Here is a 23,250-nt window from a genome sequence, read left to right as displayed (position 1 = left end):
CCCTTTAGGGCGAAATTCGACCGGCAGCCACCCATTGGCCGGCTTGACGGCGAAGCACCACCGCCTCGCCAGACGCGGGCACCACGCCGGTCAACGCGGTGATATTCACTTGATGAGTGACAACCACCAACAGCCCATCACCACGCCAAGCCTCCAGCAGCGCTCTGGCTTCACTCGTTTGGACGGGCGCGGCATCAGGCGCGCCAAAGAAAGAATTAAAGGCCTGTTGGTCGATGCGCAGTGCGGGAAAAGCCAAGTCTGCCGTTTCCCGAGTTCGACACCATTGGGACGACCAAACTGCCGTCACTGGCACGGTTTGTTGCCGAAAAAACTGACCTATTCGTTTCGCTTGTGCGCGTCCCTCTTCGCTAAGGTTGCGCTGAGTTCGGCAGTCGTTCAAGTCGACATTTTCAGGATCGCCCACTCCAGGGGCCAAAGCATGGCGCATCAACACGACGCTACCGGGCATAAGGGCTGCGCCATGGGCTTGGGCCAAGACCGGCTGCACGCTTGCCCAGACCATCACCATAGAGACAAAGTAGGAAATAGCGTGTCGATGAGCTTTCATGCGTTCTATTTTTTCATTTTAAGAAGGTGTTGAGCGGATGCACGGCGATACCCCTTCAAATTAGCGTTAAATGAAGTCGCTGACGTGATGTGCACAGCCAGTGGCGCAAAAATAGGCTTGGTATTTGACCAGCCCCTGTGTGCGCTAAGGAACATACTTAGTGGCCCAGATCCGGCATGATGAAGTCGCACTGCAAAAGGAACCCGTTCAATGAAAAACACGCTCACCCTCTCCCTCTTTTTTCTATTCACGCTCGCCGCAGGATCCGCCGTGGCAACCGAAGAACCCAAATTCACCTCCAATCTCAAAGAGGGGGCCTTTGAGGTGCGCAGCTACCCCGCTCTGGTGGCAGCCCAAGTCAGCGTGACCGGCACGCAAGACGAAGCGTCGCGCGCAGGATTCAAGCTGTTGGCGGGTTATATTTTTGGAGGCAACACCCAGCGCCAAAGCATTGCCATGACGGCACCGGTGGTGCAGTCTCAGCCAGGCAGCCAGACCATTGCCATGACCGCGCCGGTGATACAAACGGCCATTCCGGGCGGCGCTGAGGGGTGGACGGTTCGCTTCATCATGCCCTCAAAATTCACGCTGGACACCTTGCCCACACCGAATAACGCCAAAGTTCAATTGCTAGAGCTGCCACCTGCGCGCTACGCGGTGGTCACGTTTTCTGGCTTGGCGAATGAAGACGATGTCGCCAAGAGAACCGCTGAACTCAACACCTTCATCGACAAAAACGCCTTGCGCGCAAGTGGGGCCCCAGAGTTGGCACGCTACAACCCACCGTGGACACTTTGGTTCATGCGTCGCAACGAAGTCCACATTCCGCTGGCACCCTGAGGCCGCAGCGCCTCGCTTGAACGGACGCGCAGCGAGGACTCTTCTTTTACGTGCCGGTGAGTCGGGTTTTTTTCCACCACTCAGAAAAACTCCGGCAGTACTTCTCCACCGGCTCAAATAGGCAAACCGATGCCTGTGGACCCACATCGCACTGGGGGTTGACCTCTTTCAACAGCATTTGCATTTGTCCAAGTGCCCCGTCCACATGTGGGTCGGGCTGCCAGCGCACTGACGCCGCGTGTTGCAGCGCTTGGGCGATTTGTTCCACGCTGCCCCACCACAACGCCAAGGTGGACGTGGTTTGCGCCGCCAAGCCGTGAGTCACGAAATCCCAGCGTCGCGCGCTCCAAGGGCTGTCGCTTTGGCAACCCTCCAACCCCACCCCAATGTGGAGCACATCGTCGAATCCTGAGGTGTCAGCGGACGCTAGCGCCCAAGGGTGATGCAACCACACAGGGCGGCCTGCCAACGCCTGCCCAGACAGGGCATCGGGTACACGCCAGGCAGCACGGACATCGTCCCCACCCGCCCCATCACACAACAACGGCGACGTATATAACGCGGGAGGGATAAAACCCGCGCCGGCTTGACGCGCATCGTGGCGCAAATAAAGGGGCTGCGTGCCGCGCGCCAACGCGTCCATGGCCTCGTAAGAAGTATCGATCCCCGTGCCGGGACTGTGCCAAGGCTCAGGCGCATATTTGGCAACGTTATCGGCGTTGAACAGATAGGGTTTGCTGCTGCCCGTGCCCGCCACCCATTGCCAGCTCAAATGGTTGCTGGCTTGGTCACCATCGAGTAAATAGCCCAGCATCCACTGCGCACCGGCGTGCCAGTGCACTTTGCGCAAATGCACCACATAGCTGGCCAGCCACATGCGGGCATGGTTGTGGATGTAGCCGGTTTCATAAAGTTCGCGCACGGCTAAGTCAATCGCAGGGATGCCGGTACGCGCCTCCAACACGTCCAGTGGCATCTCGGATTGGTAAGCGTTGTCGAGCAACAACCCGGGGTGTATCGACTGGTGGATACCCTCGCCTAAGTGCGCCCAGACGTGGCGGTAGTAGGCGCGCCAGCCCAGTTCAAACACCAGCTTGTGTTGGGGCTGCAGCGCATGGCGCGCGTGGACCGCGTTATAAACCTCGGTCAGGCTCAATAGCCCGTGCGTGAGGTAAGGCGACAGCCGGGTGACAGCGCCATCCAATGCATTTCGGGTGCTGGCATAGTCGTCAGGCCGCACGGCGTCCAAGCGCTCTCGCGCTGCTTGCACGGTGGGTTCAAAGTTAGGCATGGTTCATTTTGTGGAGAGTGGCCTGAGTTTGAATGGCTTCGCGGGCCGGGCCATCAAGCCGCGCCAGGTTTTTAAGTTGCATACCCATACGCGGATTTTTCTTGAGCAGCGCCTCGTGGCGCATCAAAAAGTCCCAGTACAAGGTGGTGTACGGGCAAGCGGTGGCACCGGTGGACTCGGCCGGGTTGAATTGGCAGCCTTTGCAATGGTTGCTCATGCGCTGGATGTACTTGCCGCTGGCCACATACGGCTTGCTGGCCATCAAGCCCCCATCCCCAAACTGGCCCATGCCGAGGGTGTTGGGCAGTTCCACCCACTCCACGGCATCCACATACACGCTCAAGTACCACTCGTGAACCGCCTGCGGTTTAACGCCCAGCAACAAGGCGTAAAGCCCCGTCACCATCAAGCGTTGAATGTGGTGGGCGTAGCCGTGCTCCAACGTCTGGGTGATGGCGTCTTTCAGGCAGGCCATGTCGGTGTCGCCCGTCCAATAAAACGCAGGTAAGGATGCTTGGGCGTCTAGCGCGTTGCGCTCCAGATAGTCGGGCATTTGCGTCCAGTAAATGCCCCGCACAAACTCGCGCCAGCCCAATATTTGGCGAATGAAACCTTCCACAGCGGCCAGTGGCGCCTGCCCAGCACGGTAAGCGTCTTCAGCGGCCTGCACCACCTCGCGCGGGTTCAACAACTTGAGGTTCAGGGCCGATGACAAGTGCGAGTGGTACAGCCAAGGCTCCCCCGACCACATGGCATCTTCGTACTGACCGAACAAGGACAAGCGTTGGCTAATAAAAGCTTGCATCGCTTCCAGCGCCTGCGCGCGGGTTACTGGCCATCCAAATGTGGCAAGCGTGCCGGGGTGAGCCGCGAAGCGGGTATTTACCAGCGCGATCACCTCTTGCGTGATGGCATCAATCTCAAAGCGGGTTGGGGGCGGCACGTTCACAGGCCCCGCTTTGCCAAACGATTCGCGGTTGTCCGCATCAAAGTTCCATTGGCCGCCTTCGGGCTTGTCGCCTTCCATCAAAATGCCATTTTTCTGGCGTAACTCGCGGTACCAATACTCCAGGCGCAGCTGTTTTCTGCCCTTGATGTGGGCCGCAAAGTCACGCACGGTGGTGAAAAAATGCCGGTCATCGCGCAGGTCCATAGGTAGCGCCGCAGCCACGGCCACTGCCCGGATGGCTTGCAACACACGCCAGTCGCCCGGAGCGGTCATCACCAGCCCAGCGGGTTGAAGGCGGGCGATGTCGGCGGTCAATACGGCCCCTAAAGTGCCCGAGTTATCAGGCGCATCCAACTCGGTGTAAGTCAATGGCCATTGCCGCACTTGCAGGTCTTTTGCAAAGTGGCGCATGGCGCTCAAGAACACGGCAATGCGCTGTTTGGCAGACCACACATGTTCCGACTCTTCGGCCACCTCCGCCATCCAAACCATGTCTTGCGCGGCATCAAACCCATCAAAGGCGCTGGAGGCTTCGTCGAGTTGGTCGCCCAGCACAAGAACGAGGTTGCGTATTTTTTTCTCACTCATGTTTCGGTTTCTCTTTTTTATTGGCCCGGCAGGCATCAGAGCAGTACAGCACTGACTCCCAGTTTTTGGCCCAGGCTTTTCGCCAAGTCATCGTGCGCCCACAGACGGCACACAGCTTGCTCGGAAGCAATTGCTTGTTGCCTTTGAAGTCGTTTTTCATGCGTTGTCCGGTCCAAATAAGTCGCCTTGGGAACTAGGTACAGTCGCCTCTTTTTTACGGCGCGGTCCGCTGCGGCGTTGAGGGGTCGGTGGCAAACCGCTCTTGCGCGAACCGTGGCGTGCCAACACTTGGTCGGCTTCTTGGTGCGCGACTGCTGTGCCGCGCAGGCCATACATGCGGTCCTTGGCGGCCTTCATGGCGGTCTTGTCATCCACGACGGGCGCGGGGTAATCGTGCCCAATGAAGCAACCCGCCATGCGCTGCACCGCGATGTCCATCGTCCAGGGCGCAGCGAGGTAAGGCAGCGGCACCCGCGCCAGTTCAGGCACCCAACGGCGAATGAACACGCCGTGGGGATCGTGGTCTTGCGCCTGTTTGGTGGGCGAATACATGCGCAAGGTGTTGATGCCCGTGGTGCCACTTTGCATCTGCATTTGGCTCCAGTGAATGCCGGGTTCAAAATCGAGAAATTGGCGGGCCAGAAAAATGCCGGTGTCGCGCCAATGCAGCCACAAATGGTTGGACGCAAAGCTCACCAGCATGGCGCGCATGCGAAAGTTCAGCCAACCCGTGGCCACGAGCGAGCGCATACAAGCATCCACCATGGGGTAGCCGGTGCGGCCGGCGCACCAGCTTTGAAAACGGGCGTCGTCCACCGCGTCAAACGGTGGCGCACCGCCCAATACGTCACCGGGGCGCAAGCCATCGCAGGCGCGTGAAAAGTTTTGAAACTCAATGGCAGGCTCACTCTCCAGCTTCTGCATGAAATGGCAGTGCCAACGCAAGCGGCTGGAAAAGCCTTTAAGGCCATATGCCAACGAGCGGTCTTGCGTTTGCGCCATGCTGACCACGGTGGCTTGGTGGACCGTTCGCATCGACAGCGTGCCAAACGCCAAGTGCGGGCTCAAGCGGCTGCAACCGTCTTCGGCAGTGAGCGGGCTTGACATCGACCTGCGATAGTCGCGGCCCCGGCCTTGGATAAATGATTTCAAGGTTTGGCGGGCCGCCCGCTCACCCGCCGGCTGCAACGTTTTTTGGTGAGGTGCCATGCCCAACGCAGCCAATGTGGGTATGTCGTCCAACATCCCACTAGACATCAGAGGCTGTGCGGTGTTGAAACCCCCTTGCAGCCGGTGCAGCGGCGCGTCCATGCGCTCTTGCCAGCGGCCCGCCCAGCCTTGACGCGATCGCAGTCGCCGCACCACACCCGTCTGCGAAAACTCTTGCCAATGCACCCCGTGCCCGGTGCACCAGCGCCCCACCTGCACGTCGCGGGTATAGCTCCAACCAGGGCCGATTTCTTCATGGCTTAGCAGGTGAGTGAAAGCGTAGTCTTGCCGTAAAGCCAGAAACACCGGCAGCACGGAGCCCACCTTCACCAGCAGCGGCACACCCCGCAGCGCCAGCGCTTGACGCAATTCTTCAAGGCACACCAACGTCGTTTCGACATGGCTGGCATCACAGTCCGAACTCTGTAGCCATTCGGGTTCAATGACAAAAATTGCGACGACTGAATCTAAGCATTGGGCGGTGCAAAGCGGCGCGTGATCGTGCACCCGTAAATCACGTTTAAACCAGACCAAAGCGCGCGTTATTCCCATAGGAACGACTTTACCAAGCGCGTCAAATTGATGCTTTTGAGGGGGGATTGGCGTGCAACCCGTGACCCGGTCGTCGGCCCTTAAAAAAGGGCGTGTACCGACCGAATGCCCAGCTGAAATGAACCCGCTTGGCAGGCCGCAATCATCCACCCCACTTGCCGCACTTTGGCTGGATCGAGCGCAGGTGCGTCAAGCACCGCCTGGCCTCGGTAGCTGGGCACAAAGTCAACCAGCAGCAGGTCAATGGTTGCCCAATGCGCTAGGGGTGGGGAAAGCTCAGCTTGGTAGTTAACCCCGTCAAAAGAAGCTTCCGTGCGCAAATTGAACTTGTAATGCTTGCCGTCACCCAGAACAGTGACTCTGTAGCCCACGATGTTCGATGCCGCCAGCGCCGAGGTAGTGGCCCGAATAGACGCAAAGCCGCCGCCGTTTTCCAACGACACGACGCCTTCAAACACAGCGTGTCCTTCATCGCTCAATCGCAAGCGACTGTTTGATCGTCCGCCCATGACTCCATCGTTCACGGGCTGCCAAGGTGCTAGCGCATCGACAGAATCGAAACGCAGTTCAGGGGGTGTCATTTGCCACCTCCTGGTTTGAAGGCCTCAGGGGTGATGCCGGTGGCAAGTCGTGCCAACGGTGCCAATACGCATTGGCGACTCGGTAGGTCGTCATTTGTACTCTGATCGTGGTTTCAATATCGTGCCCATAACCACCCCCCATCACCATGACCAACGGCACCCGGCGTTGCCAGGCCCACTCAAACACCTGCTCGTCACGCGCTTGCATGCCGGCATCGGTGAGTGCCAAGCGGCCCAAGCGATCGCCTTCGTGCGGATCGGCGCCTGCTAGGTAAATGATCAGTTCTGGCGTGAAACTCTCTTCGAGTTGCGCCAGCCCTTGGGTGAGCGTGCTCAGGTACTCAGCGTCTTCACAACCATCGGGCAAGCCCATATCGCAGTGACTTTTTTGCTTGCGAACGGGGAAGTTTTTGGCGCCATGCAAAGACAAGGTGAACACATCCGGGTCGCTACCCAGAATGAACGCAGTGCCATCGCCTTGGTGGACATCCAAATCCACCACGGCCACTTGCAACGGTCGCGCCTGAGGAGCAAGCGCTTGGCGTGCAAACTCGACCTGCATCTGCTTGGTGGTCACCGCAATGTCGTTGAAAACGCAGAACCCACTGCCCTTGTCTGGGTAAGAGTGGTGAGTACCGCCCGCCAAATTGGCAGCGATACCACCCCCGCCCAGTGCCGCCCGGGCGGCTTGCAAGGTGGCGCCCACCGAGCGCAGCGCCCGCTCCGCCATCACGGTACTCCAAGGAAATCCAATTTCACGCTGCTCCACCGCCGTCAAGCCGCCTTGCAACACCGCATCGATGTAGCGGGGGGTGTGCACCAAAGCCAGTTCTTCGACGTTGGCTGACTTGGCCTCATTGAATTGAATCGAAGGCAACTCAGCCTGCAAGCGCTCACGCAACATGGCGTACTTGGCCATCGGGAACCGGTGTCCTTCAGGCAACGGCAATACGAAATTATTGGCGTAAAAGGCTTGCATTGCGGTCTGTGGCGAGGGGCTAGAGATGAAAATAGTCGTCAAGCTGCGGATTTTAGTAGTCCCACCGGCGAATCTGGAAGACCCCTTTGCGTCCTATGGACTTTGTACCAAGCGTTGAGAAATGAGAAAAATGGTGCTCTCACGCAGGGCGTTGGAGCAGGTTCTTGGTGGAATTTTTCAATCCTCTCAGCCGCATATGTCCTTTTGGCCTCTAGCCAATGTCCTACCTGCGCAAGCAGCTATAAATTGAATAGCAATTTGACTACCCGTGACGAGTTTCCGTAATTGCAACCCTTCAATAAGGGATTGCTCTATGACAGCAAGGGCAAGGATCAACGTAGCTGCATCGTGGCCATCGACAAAGACAGCGCGCACTTCCTGAAGTAAATGAAGGGTCTCGACGCGACCCATTATTGCGCTGGGGAGACAATCTTGATCGCTTAACCAGATGACGCGCTCTGTACGATCTAGGCGAGATCGTTCATCCAGTTCAGCAATGGATGAGAGGAGGGTATTACGCAGGTCTGGGAATGGCGCAGGCATAGGTGCGGCTGACGGTGAATGTTGAATCTCAACTAATTAGGCATCATTCGACAAAATATTTCAAAACCGCCCGCTGACGAAACTATTGATTTCGCCTATTTGGAAAATCACGGTCATCAATCTGATACTGGATTCGGGCGAGAACCGATCCCGCGTCAAGCAAACACCCCCTGCAAATACCAATCAGCTGCCACTCCTGCTTCAGCACCCTCACCTTGCCCCATCAAGCGGTCGCGGTAAATCCAGAGCAGGCCCATGTGTTCGCTGCGGGCCAGAAAATAGTCGCGCAAGGCGCATTCGCCTTGGACCCACCAGCCGGATTCAACGCGGTGCGGGCCGGCCACCAGAGTGAGGGGGCCGTGGTAGAGCGGTTGCTGATCACGCAGGGCCAATTTGAGGGGGGTGGGCAGCAACCAGGTGGGGTGCAGGGCAGCCTCGCTGGGCATGGGTTGGGCGGGATTGGATCTGGCGCCAGGCGTGGCGCTGTGGGGGCTTGAGGTGTTTTTTATGCCTTTTAGGCTTCCAGCCCCCGTATTAACTACGCAAGAAGCTACTAATTGCATAGCATTCAAAGCGGGGCTCCAGCACTGCATGTGTTCGGGGCGGTGGTCGGCCTGGGCTTGGTACTGCAAGACATCGGGCGCGCCCAGGCGGGCGCTCAGGCGCTCCAGCATTTGGTGCAGGCTGTCGCCTTTGATTTGCTCGTCAGGCAGCAGACTTTCGCTTTGGCCGGGCAGCGTGACGCGGGCGAGGTTTTCAGCCAGCAGGCGCTGCAGGTGGTCGATGTCGCCGGTGGGCTCTGCCGTGCGCAGCAGCAACTCACCCTGGGTGGCGGTGTTGCGCCGGGCGTCCATGGTCCACTGCAGGGCCAGGGCGAGCACGCCCCGGTGACGCAGTTGCAGCCAGAGTTGCAACTGTTTGAGCAGGCGGCTGGCGCCAAAGAGCAGTGCGGGGGCGGTTTCGACTTGGGCGGACAACTCCAGTTGGGCCTCAAACACCTCGGGCAGCACCAGCCAGGGGTAGACCTCGGGCTTGAGGCCGTAGGCGCGGTCGAGGGCGTCCAGCAAGGGCGCGCCAAAACGCCGCACCACGCCGCCGCGCGGCAAGGCACGCAGCTGGCCCCATTGCGTGCAGCCAATTTTCTCCAGCGTGCCCAGATGCGGCCCGGCGGCCAGCAGGGTGTGCAGGGGCAAATCGTCAGGCGGGGTACGGGGTTTGGCCGCAGACCCCAGACGCGCGATTGCTATTAAAGAAGTAGCGCCCCGCGCATATTGCACCTGGGCGACGGGCTTTTTTTGCGTATAAATGTGGCGGCACAGCGCGGCAGCGCCACCCCACAGGCGTTCACTGGCGGACACTTCCAGCACCAGCGCGCCTTCAACTTGCGCCACCTTGGGCGTGTACTGCAACGCCCACCAGCCCAACGCCACCAGCGGGTCGCTCAGGACCTCCGTCGGGGAACCAGTGGGCGCCGTTGAAGCATCAGGCAGCGGCTGCAAGGCGATCCAGTGCATGGGGCCCTCCTGCGCTTGAGGTGCTGGCATGGGTGCCCGCGCCGGGGCTTTCACACAAGGCCAGCAACGCGGCCAGGCGGGCGTGGCGGGCCAACAAAATCAGCGCTTGCGCCAGCGGCGGACCGCGCCGCTTGATGATCTGCACCGACAGGGCGTCCACAGGCGCGTCGCGCGGTGGCCCGGTGACCAGCAGGCGCAGCAAGGCGGGTGATGACTCGGCCTGTGCCGGGGCCGGGCGCATGACGAAGAGAAGTTTGCCGTGGGTTTGGGCGGCCATTTGCAGGCGGCGCAGTTGCTCGGCGCGCACCTGGGGCAGCCAAGCCAGCACGGCCAGCACCTCGGCGCAGCGCAGCGCTTGCTCACTCGCCCACAGGCGCTGAGCGGGGGTGTCGCTGCGCACCCACAAAAGGCGGCGGGCATCCAGCCCCTGCGCGGCCAGCCCCGGCCCAAAAGGCAGGTGCGGCGCGCCGACCAACACCACCGGGCCAACTCCTTGTGTGAGCGCCGGCAGCAGCAGGCGCCACTCATGCTGGCCGGTGTGGGCTTGCAAAATTTCGCTCAAGGCGCCCACCGGCCAGCCGCCGCCCGGCAACTGGGCGTCCAGGGCGGCATGGCCGGTGGCCACAGTGGCCGATGCGTTGTGGCCCAGCGCGTCAGCCCGCCAGACGGCGTCGCCAAAGCGTTCTGACAAAGGGGATGAAGAGGCGCAGGCCATGCTGGGTAACCGTGAAGCTCACAATAACTGTATAAAACATCAGTATAGTGATTTACCCGCTCTGCGTGTTGTCAATCGCAAAATGCGTGGGCCTCGCTATCATGCCCAGATGCCTCTCCACCCCAGCCTGAATCCGGTCGCCAACCCTTGGGGGCGTGCCGTGCTGCGCACGCTGACCAGCTGGTGGTTCATGATTCACTTTGGCGCCGTGGTGCTGGTGATGGCGCTGTCGCCCTCCACTTACAACCGCCGCCACCGCGCGGCCACATCCCGCTACATCTACCGCAACACCTGGGAGGTGCTACCGTGGTTCACGGTGATGTCCACGCTGCTCAGTCTGGTGCTGATTCGCGTGGTGGTGGCCACCGCTTTGAGTTACGGCTTGTCGCAATACGCGCTGCAAATGGTGGTGCGGGTGCTGGTGCTGGAGCTGATTCCGCTGTCGGCGGCCATGTTTGTGGCCCTGCGCGCCAGCCTGACCTTCAACGCCAGCCAAGTGATGTCGTCCAGCACCCCAAACACCCCCCACCTGAGTTTGGAGCGCCTGCGGGCCGATTTGGTACCCCAGGTGCTGGCCAGCACCTTCTCCGTGGTGACGCTGGCCATGGTCAGCAGTGTGGTGGCGCTGGTGCTGGCCTACCTCACGGTGTATGGTTTGTCGCCCTGGGGGCTGCCCGGCTACACCCGCACCGTGGGCCAGGTGTTTGACCTGGAGGTGAGCCTGGGCTTTGTGCTGAAAACCCTGTTCTTCAGCTTGGCTGTGGCCGTGGTACCCATGGCCGCTAGCCTGGAGGTGGCCCGCCAGCCCACCCACGACTCTTCCCTGCAACCCGGCGCGGTGCGTCTGTTCATGGTGTTGCTGCTGATTGAAGCTGCCTCGCTCGCTATCAAATACGTCTAAAGGAACACTGCCCTGTGACTTCTCCCACTCCCCCTCCCTCCCCTGACGAAACCAGCCCGATTGCGCATGTGGAGCGCAAGGCGATTTTTCTGCTGATGCTGGTCACGGCGCTGGTGCTGGGCTTTTTGCTGTACGTGATGTACGCCCGCGGCGTGTTTGAAAAACAGCAGGAGCTGATCCTGCTGGCCGACGACTCTGAAGGGGTTATTGCCGGCATGGACCTGACCTTCTCTGGGTTTCCCATTGGCCGGGTGCGCCGCATTGAACTCAATGCTGAAGGCAAAGCCCGCATCATTGTGGATGTGCCGCAAAAAGATGCCCCTTGGCTGCGCACCAGCAGCATCTTCACCATGGAGCGGGGCCTAGTGGGGGAGACACGCATACGCGCGTACACCGGCATGCTGACCGACCCTCCGCTGCCCGATGGCGCCGAACGCACGGTGCTGCAGGGCGACACCAATGCGGAGATTCCGCGCTTGGTGGCCTCGGCCCGCGCCATTCTGGAAAACATCGACACCATGACCGGCGACAACTCCCGCCTCAACACCACGCTGGGTAACTTGCAAACCATCTCAGAGCGCCTGACGGGCCGCTACGGCGTGCTGACCGGCATGTTGGGCAGCGAAGAAGACGCCAAGAAAATCGTCGCCCTGCTGGACCACACCAACACCTTGCTGGCCAAAACCGACCAGCGCGTGTTTGGCCGCCAGGGCATCATGGACAGCACCCAAGCCACGATGGACGGTGCCAAAGCCACCATGGACGACACACGCGCCGCCGTGGCTCAGCTCAACGGCGTGTTAACCGACGCCCGCACCACGTTGGGCAAGGTGGACGCGGTGTTGGCCGAGGCCCAGGCCGTAGGCGCCAACACCAAGGCGGCCACGGCCGATTTGGGCACCTTGCGGGCCGAAGTGGAATTGAGTTTGCGCAAGGTCAGCCAGTTGGTGGAAGAGATCAACCGCAAATGGCCTTTCTCACGTGATGCGGAGATCAAACTGCCATGAACACCACGACCTCTCTCAATCCCCGTTATGTCTTGCTCACACTGGCGGCAGCCCTGCTGATAAGCGCCTGCGCCAGCCAACCCGCGCCGCCAGACTGGCAAAACAACGCCTCGTCCTCGCTCCAGGGATTCACCTCCGCCTACCTCACCGGCCAGCAGCGCATGGCGGACCTGGAGTTGGCTCGGGCCCGCACCGAACTGGCCAGCACCGGCCGGGCTGATCTGGTGGCCAAGGCAGAACTTACCCGCTGCGCCGTGCGCGTGGCCAGCTTGGAGCTGGACGACTGCGCCAGCTACCAGCCACTGGCGCCAGATGCAGGGGCCGAGGCCCAGGCCTACGCCGCCTACCTCACCGGCAGTTGGCAAGGCTTGAACGCCGCCCTGTTGCCCGAGCAGCACCGCGCGGTACTCACCCGCGCCCCGGGCACAGTTTTGCCTGAGATCAAAGACCCATTGGCGCGCCTGGTGGCTGCGGGTGTGTTGCTGAAAGTGAAGCGATTGACGCCGGCCGACGTGACCTTGGCGGTGGAGACCGTCTCTCAACAGGGCTGGCGCCGGCCACTGCTGGCTTGGCTGGGTGTGCAACGCCAGTTGGCTGTGGAGGCCGGCCAGACTGACGTTGCCGACCTGGCGCAGCGCCGCATGGACCTGGTGGGACTACAGCCGCCCCGGTAAACAGGCCGTGATTTAGTCCGGTTGCTCGTCCACCAGGCGGCCAATGTCAGGCCAGCGCCGGTGCATGTACAACCAAGCCACCAAGCCAACCAGCATCATGCCCAGCGAGGCCGTGGCCAGCAGCACGGTGGAATGCATGATCAAGGGCGACAGAACCCCCGCCACCACCCCGTTGGCTGACGCCCCGATAAACGCTTGCAAGGACGAGGCCATGCCGCGCCGCGCGGGGTAAAGGTCCAACACCAGCAAGGTGATCACCGGCACCATCAACGCCCAGCCAAAGGCAAAAATGGAAATCGGAAACAAGGCCCAGGACGCGTGCGCCTTGAACAGCAGGTTGGCCACCAGATTGATCACCGCAATCACCAGCATGATGAGAAAACCGTATTTGATCTGCTGCTTGGGCGCCAGCTTGCCCGCCATGCGCCCGCTGACAAAGGCGCCACCCATGATGCCGCTGATGGTCAATATAAAGAACCAGAAGAACTGCGTGGGGGCCAGTGACAGGTGTTCGCCCAAAAACACGGGGGCGGACAGCACGTACAAGAACATGCCGTTGAACGGCACACCACTGGCCAGCGCCAGCAATAGAAAACGCGGGTCAGACACCAGCTGCCAGTAGCCCTGCATGAGGTTGCTCACCTTCAGCGGCTGGCGGTGCTCCAGGTGCAATGTTTCAGGCAGCAGCTTGTAATTGGCAATCCACAGGGCCACACCAACGGCGGCCAGAAACCAGAAAATGCTGTGCCAGTCCAGGTGCACAAACAGCCAGCCGCCAATGATGGGCGCAATGGCCGGGGCCACGCCAAAGTAGATGGTGATCTGGCTCATCACCCGCTGTGCCTGGCTGGGCGGAAACATGTCACGCACCACCGCGCGCGCCACCACAATGCCAGCGCCGGTGGTCAGGCCCTGCATGGCCCGAAAGAAAATCAGCTGCCCAATGCTTTGAGACAAAGCACAACCCACCGACGCCAGCGTAAAGGCCGCCATGCCCCAGAGCACCACGGGGCGGCGCCCCACGCTGTCCGATATCGCGCCATGAAACAGACTCATGAAGGCGAAACCAAACAGGTAAGCCGAGAGCGTTTGCTGCATCTCCAACGGCGTGGCCCCCAACGAGGTGGCAATGCCGGAAAACGCCGGAATATAGGTGTCGATGGAGAACGGGCCCAACATGCCCAGCAAGGCCAGCAGCACAGCGAGCGCCCAGCGTGGCCCGCGCCAGAGTTGTTGTGCGTCGGGGTTCATGAAATGGGACCTAGCTGGCGAGACCCACTGTGACAACCACGACGATGGCCACGCCAATGCTCAGGTTCACAGCCACCCACACGCGGATACTGGCCATGGCAGCACCGCCAGCAGCCCAATCGGCATTGGCCAACGCACGTGACAGGCGCTTGTAAAGCGCAAAGCGGATGTGGCCAAAAATGCCCACCATCACAATGCCCAGCGCAGCCATGATCGTCCACTCGATCGGCATGGTGAAGTTGCCGCCAGCCTGTACGGTTTGTTTGGCCACGCGACCAATCATCCAGATGCCTGTGACCAGCGTCAGCCCCGCGGCCGCCAGCACGGCGTTGAAAAAACGACCCAACACCTCATGCATCAAACGCAGACGCTGGGGTGGCGCCAGTGGGGCCACAGACGGGCGCAAAAAGAACTGGGCAAACACCATGCCGCCAACCCACACAATGATGGACAACAGGTGAATGGTTTTTAGAGCTGCGTAAAACATGGGCGGGCCTGAGAGTGTTTTTGAAGCTGAAGAGTGTGCCTGAAGATGCAAACGCCCCCAGCATTGAGGGTCACCTGCGGGCCTTTGCTCCGGGGCGCCGGTCGGCGAAAGCGAAGTGTCACGGCCGCGACCTATCACCTCCGTGGAGCCGAGGCGCGAGCCCGCACGCTGGCGCAACGGCATTGACGAGAACCATGAGCCTCTGTTTTTAACAAGGCAATTGCCACACGCGCTTGTCAAACCAAACACCTTTGGTATCCTTGCCAGCACTTGTGTTGCGGCCTCTGATGCCAACGTTTGCTCCAGCGCCCAAGCGCTCTGGCGCGGTTGTGGCGCCGGGCCATCGACACCTCAGTGCACGAATTTCAGTCCCTTGATTCCCTTTTACAGTCCCCTAAAAAAGAAACCGAGACCATGTCCACCCCCCTGTCCCAACTCAAAGACCCCAGCCTGCTCAAAACCGACGCCCTGATCAACGGCCAATGGTTCGCTGGCAGCACCCGTTTTGACGTCACCGACCCCGCCACCGGTCAGAAACTCGCCGATGTGGCCAATCTGGGCCCAGTCGAGGCTGAAGCGGCGATTGCTGCCGCCAATGCGGCCTGGCCGGCCTGGCGCAGCAAGACGGCCAAGGAGCGCAGTCTGATTCTGCGCAAGTGGTTTGAGTTGTTGATGGCCAATCAAGATGACTTGGCCCGCATCATGACGGCCGAGCAAGGCAAGCCTTTTCCTGAGGCCAAGGGTGAAGTGGCTTATGGCGCCAGCTTTGTGGAGTGGTTTGCCGAAGAGGCCAAGCGGGTCAATGGGGAGACATTGCCCCAGTTTGACAACAACCGCCGCCTGATGGTGATCAAGCAGCCCATTGGGGTGTGCGCGGCGATCACGCCGTGGAACTTTCCCATTGCCATGATCACCCGCAAGGTGGCCCCTGCGCTTGCCGCCGGTTGCACGGTGGTGATCAAACCAGCGGAGTTGACGCCTTTGACAGCTTTGGCGGCAGCTGAGCTGGCGCTTCGGGCGGGGATTCCCGCTGGCGTTCTGAACATGATCACAGCGGATGCGGATCAGTCGATTGCCGTGGGCAAGGTGATTTGCGCCAGTGATGTGGTGCGCCACATCAGTTTTACGGGCTCCACCGAGGTGGGTCGGATTCTGATGGCGCAGTCGGCCCCGACGATCAAGAAGATGTCTTTGGAGCTGGGGGGCAATGCGCCGTTCATCGTGTTTGATGATGCGGACATTGACAGCGCGGTGGAAGGCGCCTTTGCCAGCAAGTACCGCAATGCGGGTCAGACCTGTGTGTGTTCCAACCGTTTCTACGTGCAGGAAGGGGTGTACGAAGAGTTTGTGCAGAAGTTTGCGGCCAAGGTCAAAACAGCGAAGGTGGGCAATGGCTTTGACGAGGGCGTGAACCAGGGGCCGTTGATTGAAGAGGCCGCACTGGCCAAGGTGCAGCGCCATGTGGACGATGCGGTGGCCAAAGGGGCGCGGGTGCTGGTGGGCGGCAAACGCCTGGCGGGGCAGTTCTTTGAGCCCACCCTGGTGGCTGATGCCACGGCTGACATGCTGTGTGCGACTGAAGAGACCTTTGGTCCATTTGCGCCCGTGTTCAAGTTCAAGACTGAAGATGAGGTGGTGGCTGCGGCCAACAACACCGAGTTTGGGCTGGCCAGCTATTTCTACAGCCGTGACATTGGCCGTATTTACAGGGTGGGTGAGGCACTGGAGTACGGCATGGTGGGTATCAACGTGGGCATTCTGGCCACCGAGCATGTGCCGTTTGGCGGGGTCAAGCAGTCCGGTCTGGGGCGTGAGGGCTCGCACCACGGCATGGATGACTATGTGGAGATCAAGTACCTTTGTATTGGGGATATTCAGAAGTAAGTACCTCAGCAAGGCGCCTGTGCCTGCTGACGGTCTGAGCCGGATCAGTCAACAAAAAGCCCACCGGCCATTTCGGCCGGTGGGCTTTTTCATTTCAACCCGCAATACCGGGTTCCGGGTTTAGCTGCCGGAAGACTCGACTTTAAGCGCCTGCCGCTTGGAGCGTGCACGAATGTTCAAGGCTTCTACGGAGAGAGAGAACAGCATGGCGACATAGACGTAGCCCTTGGGCACATGCACATCAAAGGCTTCCGCCACCAGCAAGGTTCCTACCATGGTCAAAAACGCCAGCGCCAGCACTTTGATGGAAGGGTGCGCGTCCACAAAGTCACCAATCGGTTTGGCGGCAAACATCATCACCGCCACAGAGGCCACCACGGCCGCGACCATCACGCTGATGTTGTCCACCATGCCCACGGCCGTAATCACCGAGTCCAGCGAAAACACAATATCAACAATGCCGATCTGGACAATCGTCCCCCAGAACAAGGTCTTGGCGGACTTGGCGGCATGCGCTTTCGGGCTGGCTTCATGGGTCTGATGCGCTTCGACTTCCAGAAAAATCTCGTTTGATGCTTTGTAGAGCAAAAACAAACCCCCGCCCAGCAGTATCAGATCGCGTCCGCTGATTTCTTGCGAGAACACGGTGAACAAGGAGTCGGTAAGCGTCATCACCCAGCTCAGGCTGAACAGCAAGGCAATTCGCGACACCATCGCGAAGCCCAGCCCCAAGCGCCGTGCCAAGTCCCGGTTCTCAGCCGGCAGTCGACTCACCAAAATGCTGATGAAAATGATGTTGTCGATGCCAAGCACGATCTCCAGCGCCGCCAACATGAAGAAGGCGATCCAGATATTGGGGTCAGACAGAAATTCCATAACTCACTCTAATAGATTCAAGGTCGCGAAGTCTAATGACCCCATCTCGACAATCACAAGCTTCCACGCCAGTACCCCCAACTTCTCAAAGGCTTAATGCGGAACGCCATTAAACACTCCACTTGGCGGGTTTTGAGTCAGTTGCAGTCGGTCACGAATACCCGCGAACAGGGCACCAATGGTGAAAAGCCCTCAGACTTTGACTTCTGTCTACGGCAGTGGGTGAAGTCCACGCTCTGTAATGCGTGAATGTCTCAAGCGATTGCAGATGGCTTGCTAGGACCCGCACAATCGTGCTCCGCGACGATATAAAAACTGTATACACTTTATTCAATTAAATACCCTTGGATGTTAAAAAATTAAATTCTTGACACTGTCAGGAGCCGCGGTACGTGGAATAGGCCCAGGGACTCACAAGAAGAGGAACGTGATAGCGATCGGCGGGATTGGCGATCCCAAAATCCAGTAACACATCGTCAATGAAGGGTGGGTCGGGCAACTCAATACCTCGCGCCTTGAAGTAGGGGGCTACTGAAAACACCAGTCGATAGCACCCCGCCGCCATAGATGACGCGTCCAGCAACGCTCCTCCTTCGTTGCGGCCATCGGCATTCAGCACGAAATCAGCAATCGTTTCGAAGTCAGTGCCATTTCTGCGCTGAAGCTTGACGGCCATACCGGCAGCGGGGTAACCGTTCATGGTGTCGAGAACGTGTGTACTTAAATGTCCCATTGAAAATTCTCCTGTGAGATGTTTGAAATTTAGAAGAGTGCACTCAGGATGACCGTGAACACTCTGCCACTCGGGGTGTACGCTTTTCTGCACACACCCTTCAAAGTGTGAACAATAATGTTCACAAATCGAAAAATTTTTATCTGAAGTCAGCATGGCATCCAACATTGCGAAATTGAAGGCGGTCGATACAGCAAAGCCCAGTGGGCCGACTCGTCGACCCAATGCCAAAGAGGCCAGTCTGCGAGCTCCGGCCTCTGTGAGTAGCACGCAACGCATCGTTGCGTCCATCACAACAGCCATTGCCGAGCGGAAGCTGCGTCCGGGCACCAAACTGTCTGAGCAAAAAATTGCGGATCTCTTCAAGGTGTCGCGTACCTTGGTTCGACAAGCGCTCAATCAACTCAGCCGCGATCAGTTGGTCGTACTTGAGCCGTCCCGCGGCGCTTTTGTTTCCATGCCCTCGGTTGACGAGGCCCGTGAAGTGTTTGAAGTGCGGCGTGTACTCGAGGCTGACATGACCCGCAAACTTTGCCCAATGGTTACCGACGCTCAGATTGCCGAACTTCGCGCCCACCTTCGCGCTGAAAAAGAGGCCTTGTTCAACCCCAATGTGACGGGGCGCACTCAACTCCTGGCCGATTTTCATGTGGTGCTGTCCATGATGCTGGGCAACACCGTGCTGACCAAGATGTTGTCGGAGTTGTTGACTCGTTCATCGTTGATCGCCCTGATGTACCAGTCCACGCTATCGGCCATCGAATCACAAGAAGAACATGTGGCAATCGTGAATGCGTTTGAAGCACGGGACGTCAAGACGGCCGTTCGCCTCACGATTGAGCACCTCGATCACCTTGAGACGACCTTGAGGCTCGACCCCTTTGCCCCCGACCTTTCACAAGTTCTGCGAGTGTAAATATCATGAAATCTGTCTATCCCCGCGACCTGAAGGGCTACGGCCGGAATCCGCCCCCCGCCAACTGGCCAGGTCGCGCCCGAGTGGCTGTGCAGTTCGTCCTCAATTTTGAGGAGGGCGGGGAAAACGCCGTCCTCCATGGCGATCCAGGCAGCGAGCAATTCCTGTCTGAGATGTTCAGTCCACCCGCATTCCCTGCACGTCATCTCAGCATGGAGAGCATCTATGAATACGGTTCCCGAGTTGGCGTTTGGAACCTGCTCCGCGAGTTCGAAAAACGCCAACTGCCTTTGACCGTATTCGGTGTTGGCATGGCGCTGGAGCGCAACCCGGAAGTGACCGCTGCGTTCGTTGAACTGGGCCACGAAATTGTCTGCCATGGGCATCGATGGATCAACTACCAGTGCGTTGACGAGGCAACCGAGCGCGCCCACATGGCACAGGGCATGGAAGCCATTCAACGCCTGACCGGCAAGCGGGCACAGGGCTGGTACACCGGACGGGACAGCATCAACACCCGCCGTCTGGTGGCTGACTTTGGCGGCTTCGAGTACGACAGCGACTACTACGGTGACGATTTACCCTTCTGGATGACGGTGCAGAAATCGGATGGTGTCGCCGCTCCTCATCTGGTGGTGCCGTACACACTCGATTGCAACGACATGCGCTTTGCCCTGCCCCAAGGGTTTTCCCATGGCGGCGAATTTTTTGAATACCTGCGCGATGCGTTTGACGTGCAGTACGCGCAGGGGGAAGACCACCCCTCGATGATGAGTATCGGCATGCACTGCCGCTTACTGGGTCGACCTGGACGTTTGCGAGGTCTCCAACGATTCCTGGATCACATTGCACAGCACGACCGGGTTTGGGTGACTCGGCGCATCGACATTGCACGCCATTGGAAAGCAGAACACCCCTATCACTCCGACAACGCATTTGCATGGGATCCCGAATGACCACCTTGATCGAACTCAACGCCGCAGAGGCGAGCCAATTTGTCAATCTGCTGGATGGCACCTACGAACACTCCCCCTGGATCGCCGAACAAGCGTTCGCGAAAAAGCCTTTTCTCAGTCTGGCGCAACTCAAACTTGCACTTGTTGAGGTGGTACGAGACGCTGGCCGCGAAGCACAGCTTGGTCTGATCCGCGCCCACCCGGAATTGGCCGGCAAAGCCATGGTGTCCAGGACCCTGACAGCAGAATCAACCAATGAGCAAGGCAAGGCGGGCCTGACTGACTGCACACCTGAAGAGTTTGCACGTATCCAGCGTCTGAACGCCGACTACAACACCAAGTTTTGCTTCCCCTTCATTTTGGCCGTGCGCGGCACGCGCGGCACCGGCCTCAGCAAAGCCGAGATCATCGCCACGTTCGAAAGACGACTGGGGAATCACCCTGATTTTGAACTCGCGGAGTGCCTGCGCAATATCCACCGGATCGCTGAAATCCGGCTCGGCGACAAGTTCAATCACGTTCCAGCACTGGGCAACGACGTGTGGGACTGGGCCGAGCGGTTGTCCAGCCTCAGCGATACCGGTTTTGCAGAGCGGGGCGAGTTGACCGTGACCTACCTGACTGACGCGCACCGGGCTTGCGCACAACGTTTGGCGCACTGGATGCTGACGGACTGTGGCTTTGACTCTGCGGAGATCGATGCGGTAGGCAACGTGGTGGGTGTTTATCACGGCACCGATCCCGGTGCCAAACGATTGCTGACCGGATCGCACTACGACACGGTGCGAAACGGCGGCAAGTACGACGGCCGATTGGGCATTTTTGTCCCCATGGCCTGTGTGCGCGAATTGCACCGCCAAGGGCGTCGACTCCCCTATGGATTTGAGGTCGTCGGATTTTCCGAAGAAGAAGGACAGCGCTACAAGGCAGTCTTCCTGGGCTCCGGTGCCTTGACCGGTACCTTCAACACCGCCTGGCTGGATCAGAAAGACGTTAGCGGCATCTCGATGCGCGAGGCCATGCTGCACGCCGGCCTGTGTCCTGATGACATTGCCAAACTGAAACGCGACACCAGCAAGTACCTGGGATTTGTCGAAGTCCATATCGAACAGGGCCCGGTTCTCAACGAGCTGGATCTGCCACTGGGCGTGGTGACGTCCATCAACGGAAGCGTTCGATTCGCCGGCTCAATTAGGGGTGTCGCCAGCCACGCTGGCACCACCCCCATGGATCGCCGTCGCGATGCGGCGGCAGCGGCGGCAGAGCTGACGTTGTATGTCGAGAAACGTGGGGGAGCCGTTCCAGATCTCGTCGCTACCGTCGGCATGCTCGAAGTGCCCAACGGCTCAACCAATGTCATCCCGGGTCGCTGCCATTTCAGCCTGGACATCCGGGCCACGACCAATGACGTGCGGGATGCGTGCGCCACTGACATTCAGGGCGAGTTGGCGCGCATTTGCGAGCGGCGCGGCCTGTCCTATGAGCTGGAGGAGACCATGCGCGCAGCGGCGGCACCCAGTGCGCCGGATTGGCAATCACGCTGGGAGACTGCGGTGCAGGCCTTGGGCCTACCCGTCTTCAAGATGCCCAGCGGGGCCGGCCACGATGCCATGAAGATGCATGAAATCATGCCCCAGGCGATGCTTTTCATGCGGGGACTGAACGCTGGCATCAGCCACAACCCACTCGAATCCATCACCAACAACGATACCGATTTATGCGTTCGCACATTCCTTAACCTGCTGGATCAACTTGCAACGGAGCTGTCATGACCTCAAACTTGAACTCAAATTACATCGCTATCGACTCTTGGGTGGATGCCCACTTTGATGAACAAGTGAAATTCCTTCAGGAACTGGTGCGGGTCCCAACCGACACCCCACCGGGCAACAACGCCCCTCACGCCGAGCGCACAGCAGAGTTGCTGGCCGACATGGGGTTGAAGGCGGAAAAACACGCGGTACCTCAGGAGGAGGTCATCGCAGCTGGCCTGGAAACCATCACCAACCTGATCGTGCGCAGGAAATATGGCGAAGGAAAGACCATTGCACTGAATGCGCACGGCGACGTGGTTCCACCGGGCGAAGGCTGGACGCATGATCCTTACGGCGGCGAAATTGTCGACGGCAAAATGTACGGCCGAGCGACAGCGGTGAGCAAGTGTGACATGGCAACCTTCGCCTTTGCCGTGCGAGCCCTCGAGTCCCTGGGGGCGAAACTCTCCGGCAGTGTGGAGCTGCACTTCACCTACGATGAAGAATACGGAGGCGTTGTTGGTCCCGACTGGCTGCTCAACAAGGGCTTGACGAAACCCGACTTGATGATCGCTGCGGGTTTCAGCTACCAAGTTATCGTGGCGCACAACGGTTGCCTGCAGTTGGAAGTCACCGTGCATGGTGACATGGCGCACGCGGCCATTCCTGATAGTGGCACGGATGCATTGCAAGCCGCCGTACATATTCTGAATGCGCTTTACGCGCTCAACGCAGATTACTTGAAGGTCAGCTCTGAGGTCACGGGCATCACCCACCCCTACCTCAACGTGGGGCAAATCGTGGGTGGAACAAACACCAACGTCATCCCCGGATCGGTGACGTTCAAGGTCGATCGCCGCATGATCCCCGAGGAAGACCCAGCAGCGGTTGAAGCATCGTTGCGTCAAACCATTGAACAGGCCGCTGCCAGCTTCAAGCCCCCGAGGGGTGGTCGTGAAATCAGCGTGAATGTTCGTCGTTTGTTGCTGTCGCGTGCCATGAAACCGCTGGCGGGCAACCAACCGTTGGTGGCAGCCATTCAAAAGCACGGTGAAGCGGTATTTGGAGAAGCAATCCCTGACTTGGGGACGCCTCTTTATACGGACGTCCGTCTCTATGTTGAGCGCGGCATACCCGGCGTCATCTATGGCGCAGGCCCGCGAACAGTCCTGGAGTCACATGCAAAACGTGCTGACGAACGTCTGGACCTGGAGGACCTTCGCCGCGCGACCAAGGTGATTGCCCGAACCCTTCTGGACTTGACCACGTCGTAAATACAATTGATTCTGCAGGTGAGATGATGCAAGAGCGTAAGGTACGCCAGCGAGCCAATCCACGCTCTAGCGTCTTCCCCACGGCATCATTGATCAACACCCGGTGACTTTCAAGCGTACTGGTACGCTTTACCTTGCTGAGACAACTGCCGGCATGGGTTGCGCTTGTGTGAGGCCACGACGAAACCGTTCTATGCTTCTGCGAGCG

The 23,250-nt window shown here is 59.3% G+C and carries 22 protein-coding genes; 9 read left to right on the top strand and 13 right to left on the bottom strand.

Annotation, left to right across the window (positions count from 1 at the left end):
* Positions 1-4: 4 nt before the first annotated feature.
* Entirely contained in the window at positions 5-568 is a 564-nt protein-coding gene (locus J8G15_RS19705; protein WP_240538381.1) for a histidine phosphatase family protein, read from the bottom strand.
* A gap of 210 nt (positions 569-778) precedes the next feature.
* Between J8G15_RS19705 and J8G15_RS19700 the strand changes: the two genes are divergently transcribed.
* On the top strand, positions 779-1,408 hold the full coding sequence (locus tag J8G15_RS19700; protein ID WP_240538380.1) for a heme-binding protein: 630 nt from the start codon (positions 779-781) through the stop codon (positions 1,406-1,408).
* A 46-nt stretch (positions 1,409-1,454) separates the two neighbouring features.
* On the opposite strand, the gene J8G15_RS19695 is transcribed toward J8G15_RS19700, so the two are convergent.
* The 8 genes from J8G15_RS19695 to imuA all read right to left on the bottom strand — a co-directional run bounded on the left by J8G15_RS19695 (position 1,455) and on the right by imuA (position 10,329).
* Positions 1,455-2,699 carry an FAD-binding domain-containing protein gene (locus tag J8G15_RS19695; protein ID WP_210544475.1) on the bottom strand — a complete coding sequence of 415 codons (1,245 nt, stop codon included), beginning with the start codon at positions 2,697-2,699 and terminating at the stop codon, positions 1,455-1,457.
* Entirely contained in the window at positions 2,692-4,236 is a 1,545-nt protein-coding gene (locus tag J8G15_RS19690; RefSeq protein WP_210544473.1) for a cryptochrome/photolyase family protein, read from the bottom strand. Before J8G15_RS19690 ends, J8G15_RS19695 begins: the two co-directional genes overlap by 8 nt.
* The gene (locus J8G15_RS19685) at positions 4,229-4,396 is read right to left on the bottom strand and encodes a DUF2256 domain-containing protein (protein ID WP_210544471.1); all 168 of its coding nucleotides are present in this window, start codon (positions 4,394-4,396) and stop codon (positions 4,229-4,231) included. Before J8G15_RS19685 ends, J8G15_RS19690 begins: the two co-directional genes overlap by 8 nt.
* Positions 4,393-5,997, bottom strand: coding sequence for a cryptochrome/deoxyribodipyrimidine photo-lyase family protein (locus J8G15_RS19680; RefSeq protein ID WP_210544469.1), 1,605 nt, complete (start codon positions 5,995-5,997; stop codon positions 4,393-4,395). The genes J8G15_RS19685 and J8G15_RS19680 overlap by 4 nt, the downstream gene beginning before the upstream one ends.
* An 80-nt stretch (positions 5,998-6,077) precedes the next feature.
* Positions 6,078-6,578, bottom strand: coding sequence for a CIA30 family protein (locus J8G15_RS19675; RefSeq protein WP_210544467.1), 501 nt, complete (start codon positions 6,576-6,578; stop codon positions 6,078-6,080).
* Entirely contained in the window at positions 6,565-7,557 is a 993-nt protein-coding gene (locus J8G15_RS19670; protein WP_210547674.1) for a histone deacetylase, read from the bottom strand. The genes J8G15_RS19675 and J8G15_RS19670 overlap by 14 nt, the downstream gene beginning before the upstream one ends.
* A 698-nt stretch (positions 7,558-8,255) precedes the next feature.
* Positions 8,256-9,614, bottom strand: a complete 1,359-nt coding sequence (locus tag J8G15_RS19665; RefSeq protein ID WP_210544465.1) for a DNA polymerase Y family protein — start codon at positions 9,612-9,614, stop codon at positions 8,256-8,258.
* A complete protein-coding gene (gene imuA, locus J8G15_RS19660; RefSeq protein WP_210544464.1) occupies positions 9,583-10,329 on the bottom strand; it encodes a translesion DNA synthesis-associated protein ImuA in 747 nt (248 codons plus the stop codon). The genes J8G15_RS19665 and imuA overlap by 32 nt, the downstream gene beginning before the upstream one ends.
* Before the next feature lie 109 nt (positions 10,330-10,438).
* Here imuA and J8G15_RS19655 point away from each other — a divergent pair, with 109 nt between their 5' ends.
* Genes J8G15_RS19655 through J8G15_RS19645 form a run of 3 tightly spaced genes read left to right on the top strand, consistent with a single transcriptional unit; the run spans position 10,439 to position 12,911 of the window.
* Positions 10,439-11,230, top strand: a complete 792-nt coding sequence (locus J8G15_RS19655; RefSeq protein ID WP_240538379.1) for an ABC transporter permease — start codon at positions 10,439-10,441, stop codon at positions 11,228-11,230.
* A 14-nt stretch (positions 11,231-11,244) separates the two neighbouring features.
* A complete protein-coding gene (locus J8G15_RS19650; protein ID WP_210544462.1) occupies positions 11,245-12,237 on the top strand; it encodes a mammalian cell entry protein in 993 nt (330 codons plus the stop codon).
* Complete coding sequence (locus J8G15_RS19645) at positions 12,234-12,911, top strand: hypothetical protein (protein ID WP_210544460.1); 678 nt, start codon at positions 12,234-12,236, stop codon at positions 12,909-12,911. Before J8G15_RS19650 ends, J8G15_RS19645 begins: the two co-directional genes overlap by 4 nt.
* Positions 12,912-12,923: 12 nt before the next feature.
* Here J8G15_RS19645 and J8G15_RS19640 read toward each other — a convergent pair whose 3' ends face one another.
* Complete coding sequence (locus J8G15_RS19640) at positions 12,924-14,162, bottom strand: multidrug effflux MFS transporter (protein ID WP_210544459.1); 1,239 nt, start codon at positions 14,160-14,162, stop codon at positions 12,924-12,926.
* Positions 14,163-14,172: 10 nt separating this feature from the next.
* On the bottom strand, positions 14,173-14,649 hold the full coding sequence (locus J8G15_RS19635) for a CopD family protein (protein WP_210544457.1): 477 nt from the start codon (positions 14,647-14,649) through the stop codon (positions 14,173-14,175).
* Between the two features lie 414 nt (positions 14,650-15,063).
* Between J8G15_RS19635 and J8G15_RS19630 the strand changes: the two genes are divergently transcribed.
* Complete coding sequence (locus J8G15_RS19630) at positions 15,064-16,533, top strand: NAD-dependent succinate-semialdehyde dehydrogenase (RefSeq protein ID WP_210544456.1); 1,470 nt, start codon at positions 15,064-15,066, stop codon at positions 16,531-16,533.
* 120 nt (positions 16,534-16,653) lie between these two features.
* On the opposite strand, the gene J8G15_RS19625 is transcribed toward J8G15_RS19630, so the two are convergent.
* Positions 16,654-17,409, bottom strand: coding sequence for a TerC family protein (locus tag J8G15_RS19625; RefSeq protein ID WP_210544454.1), 756 nt, complete (start codon positions 17,407-17,409; stop codon positions 16,654-16,656).
* 376 nt (positions 17,410-17,785) lie between these two features.
* The gene (gene uraH, locus J8G15_RS19620; protein ID WP_210547672.1) at positions 17,786-18,142 is read right to left on the bottom strand and encodes a hydroxyisourate hydrolase; all 357 of its coding nucleotides are present in this window, start codon (positions 18,140-18,142) and stop codon (positions 17,786-17,788) included.
* Between the two features lie 154 nt (positions 18,143-18,296).
* Here uraH and J8G15_RS19615 point away from each other — a divergent pair, with 154 nt between their 5' ends.
* From J8G15_RS19615 to J8G15_RS19600, 4 genes are read left to right on the top strand one after another with little or no spacing between them, the layout of a single operon-like run.
* The gene (locus tag J8G15_RS19615; protein WP_210544452.1) at positions 18,297-19,058 is read left to right on the top strand and encodes a GntR family transcriptional regulator; all 762 of its coding nucleotides are present in this window, start codon (positions 18,297-18,299) and stop codon (positions 19,056-19,058) included.
* 5 nt (positions 19,059-19,063) lie between these two features.
* Entirely contained in the window at positions 19,064-20,014 is a 951-nt protein-coding gene (gene puuE, locus J8G15_RS19610) for an allantoinase PuuE (RefSeq protein ID WP_210544451.1), read from the top strand.
* Positions 20,011-21,786 carry a 2-oxo-4-hydroxy-4-carboxy-5-ureidoimidazoline decarboxylase gene (gene uraD, locus J8G15_RS19605; protein ID WP_210544449.1) on the top strand — a complete coding sequence of 592 codons (1,776 nt, stop codon included), beginning with the start codon at positions 20,011-20,013 and terminating at the stop codon, positions 21,784-21,786. Before puuE ends, uraD begins: the two co-directional genes overlap by 4 nt.
* Complete coding sequence (locus J8G15_RS19600) at positions 21,783-23,042, top strand: ArgE/DapE family deacylase (protein ID WP_210544447.1); 1,260 nt, start codon at positions 21,783-21,785, stop codon at positions 23,040-23,042. Before uraD ends, J8G15_RS19600 begins: the two co-directional genes overlap by 4 nt.
* Positions 23,043-23,250 lie beyond the last annotated feature (208 nt).

It is taken from the genome of Rhodoferax sp. PAMC 29310, assembly GCF_017948265.1.
GTDB lineage: Bacteria > Pseudomonadota > Gammaproteobacteria > Burkholderiales > Burkholderiaceae_C > Rhodoferax.
Note: the sequence above shows the minus strand (reverse complement) of the source record. Positions and strands in the feature narration are given on the sequence as shown.

Coding starts and splice junctions, on each gene's coding strand:
- J8G15_RS19705 (WP_240538381.1), bottom strand. CDS start 568: ATGAAAGCTCATCGACACGCTATTTCCTACTTTGTCTCTATGGTGATG.
- J8G15_RS19700 (WP_240538380.1), top strand. CDS start 779: ATGAAAAACACGCTCACCCTCTCCCTCTTTTTTCTATTCACGCTCGCC.
- J8G15_RS19695 (WP_210544475.1), bottom strand. CDS start 2,699: ATGCCTAACTTTGAACCCACCGTGCAAGCAGCGCGAGAGCGCTTGGAC.
- J8G15_RS19690 (WP_210544473.1), bottom strand. CDS start 4,236: ATGAGTGAGAAAAAAATACGCAACCTCGTTCTTGTGCTGGGCGACCAA.
- J8G15_RS19685 (WP_210544471.1), bottom strand. CDS start 4,396: ATGAAAAACGACTTCAAAGGCAACAAGCAATTGCTTCCGAGCAAGCTG.
- J8G15_RS19680 (WP_210544469.1), bottom strand. CDS start 5,997: ATGGGAATAACGCGCGCTTTGGTCTGGTTTAAACGTGATTTACGGGTG.
- J8G15_RS19675 (WP_210544467.1), bottom strand. CDS start 6,578: ATGACACCCCCTGAACTGCGTTTCGATTCTGTCGATGCGCTAGCACCT.
- J8G15_RS19670 (WP_210547674.1), bottom strand. CDS start 7,557: ATGCAAGCCTTTTACGCCAATAATTTCGTATTGCCGTTGCCTGAAGGA.
- J8G15_RS19665 (WP_210544465.1), bottom strand. CDS start 9,614: ATGCACTGGATCGCCTTGCAGCCGCTGCCTGATGCTTCAACGGCGCCC.
- imuA (WP_210544464.1), bottom strand. CDS start 10,329: ATGGCCTGCGCCTCTTCATCCCCTTTGTCAGAACGCTTTGGCGACGCC.
- J8G15_RS19655 (WP_240538379.1), top strand. CDS start 10,439: ATGCCTCTCCACCCCAGCCTGAATCCGGTCGCCAACCCTTGGGGGCGT.
- J8G15_RS19645 (WP_210544460.1), top strand. CDS start 12,234: ATGAACACCACGACCTCTCTCAATCCCCGTTATGTCTTGCTCACACTG.
- J8G15_RS19640 (WP_210544459.1), bottom strand. CDS start 14,162: ATGAACCCCGACGCACAACAACTCTGGCGCGGGCCACGCTGGGCGCTC.
- J8G15_RS19635 (WP_210544457.1), bottom strand. CDS start 14,649: ATGTTTTACGCAGCTCTAAAAACCATTCACCTGTTGTCCATCATTGTG.
- J8G15_RS19630 (WP_210544456.1), top strand. CDS start 15,064: ATGTCCACCCCCCTGTCCCAACTCAAAGACCCCAGCCTGCTCAAAACC.
- J8G15_RS19625 (WP_210544454.1), bottom strand. CDS start 17,409: ATGGAATTTCTGTCTGACCCCAATATCTGGATCGCCTTCTTCATGTTG.
- uraH (WP_210547672.1), bottom strand. CDS start 18,142: ATGGGACATTTAAGTACACACGTTCTCGACACCATGAACGGTTACCCC.
- J8G15_RS19615 (WP_210544452.1), top strand. CDS start 18,297: ATGGCATCCAACATTGCGAAATTGAAGGCGGTCGATACAGCAAAGCCC.
- puuE (WP_210544451.1), top strand. CDS start 19,064: ATGAAATCTGTCTATCCCCGCGACCTGAAGGGCTACGGCCGGAATCCG.
- uraD (WP_210544449.1), top strand. CDS start 20,011: ATGACCACCTTGATCGAACTCAACGCCGCAGAGGCGAGCCAATTTGTC.
- J8G15_RS19600 (WP_210544447.1), top strand. CDS start 21,783: ATGACCTCAAACTTGAACTCAAATTACATCGCTATCGACTCTTGGGTG.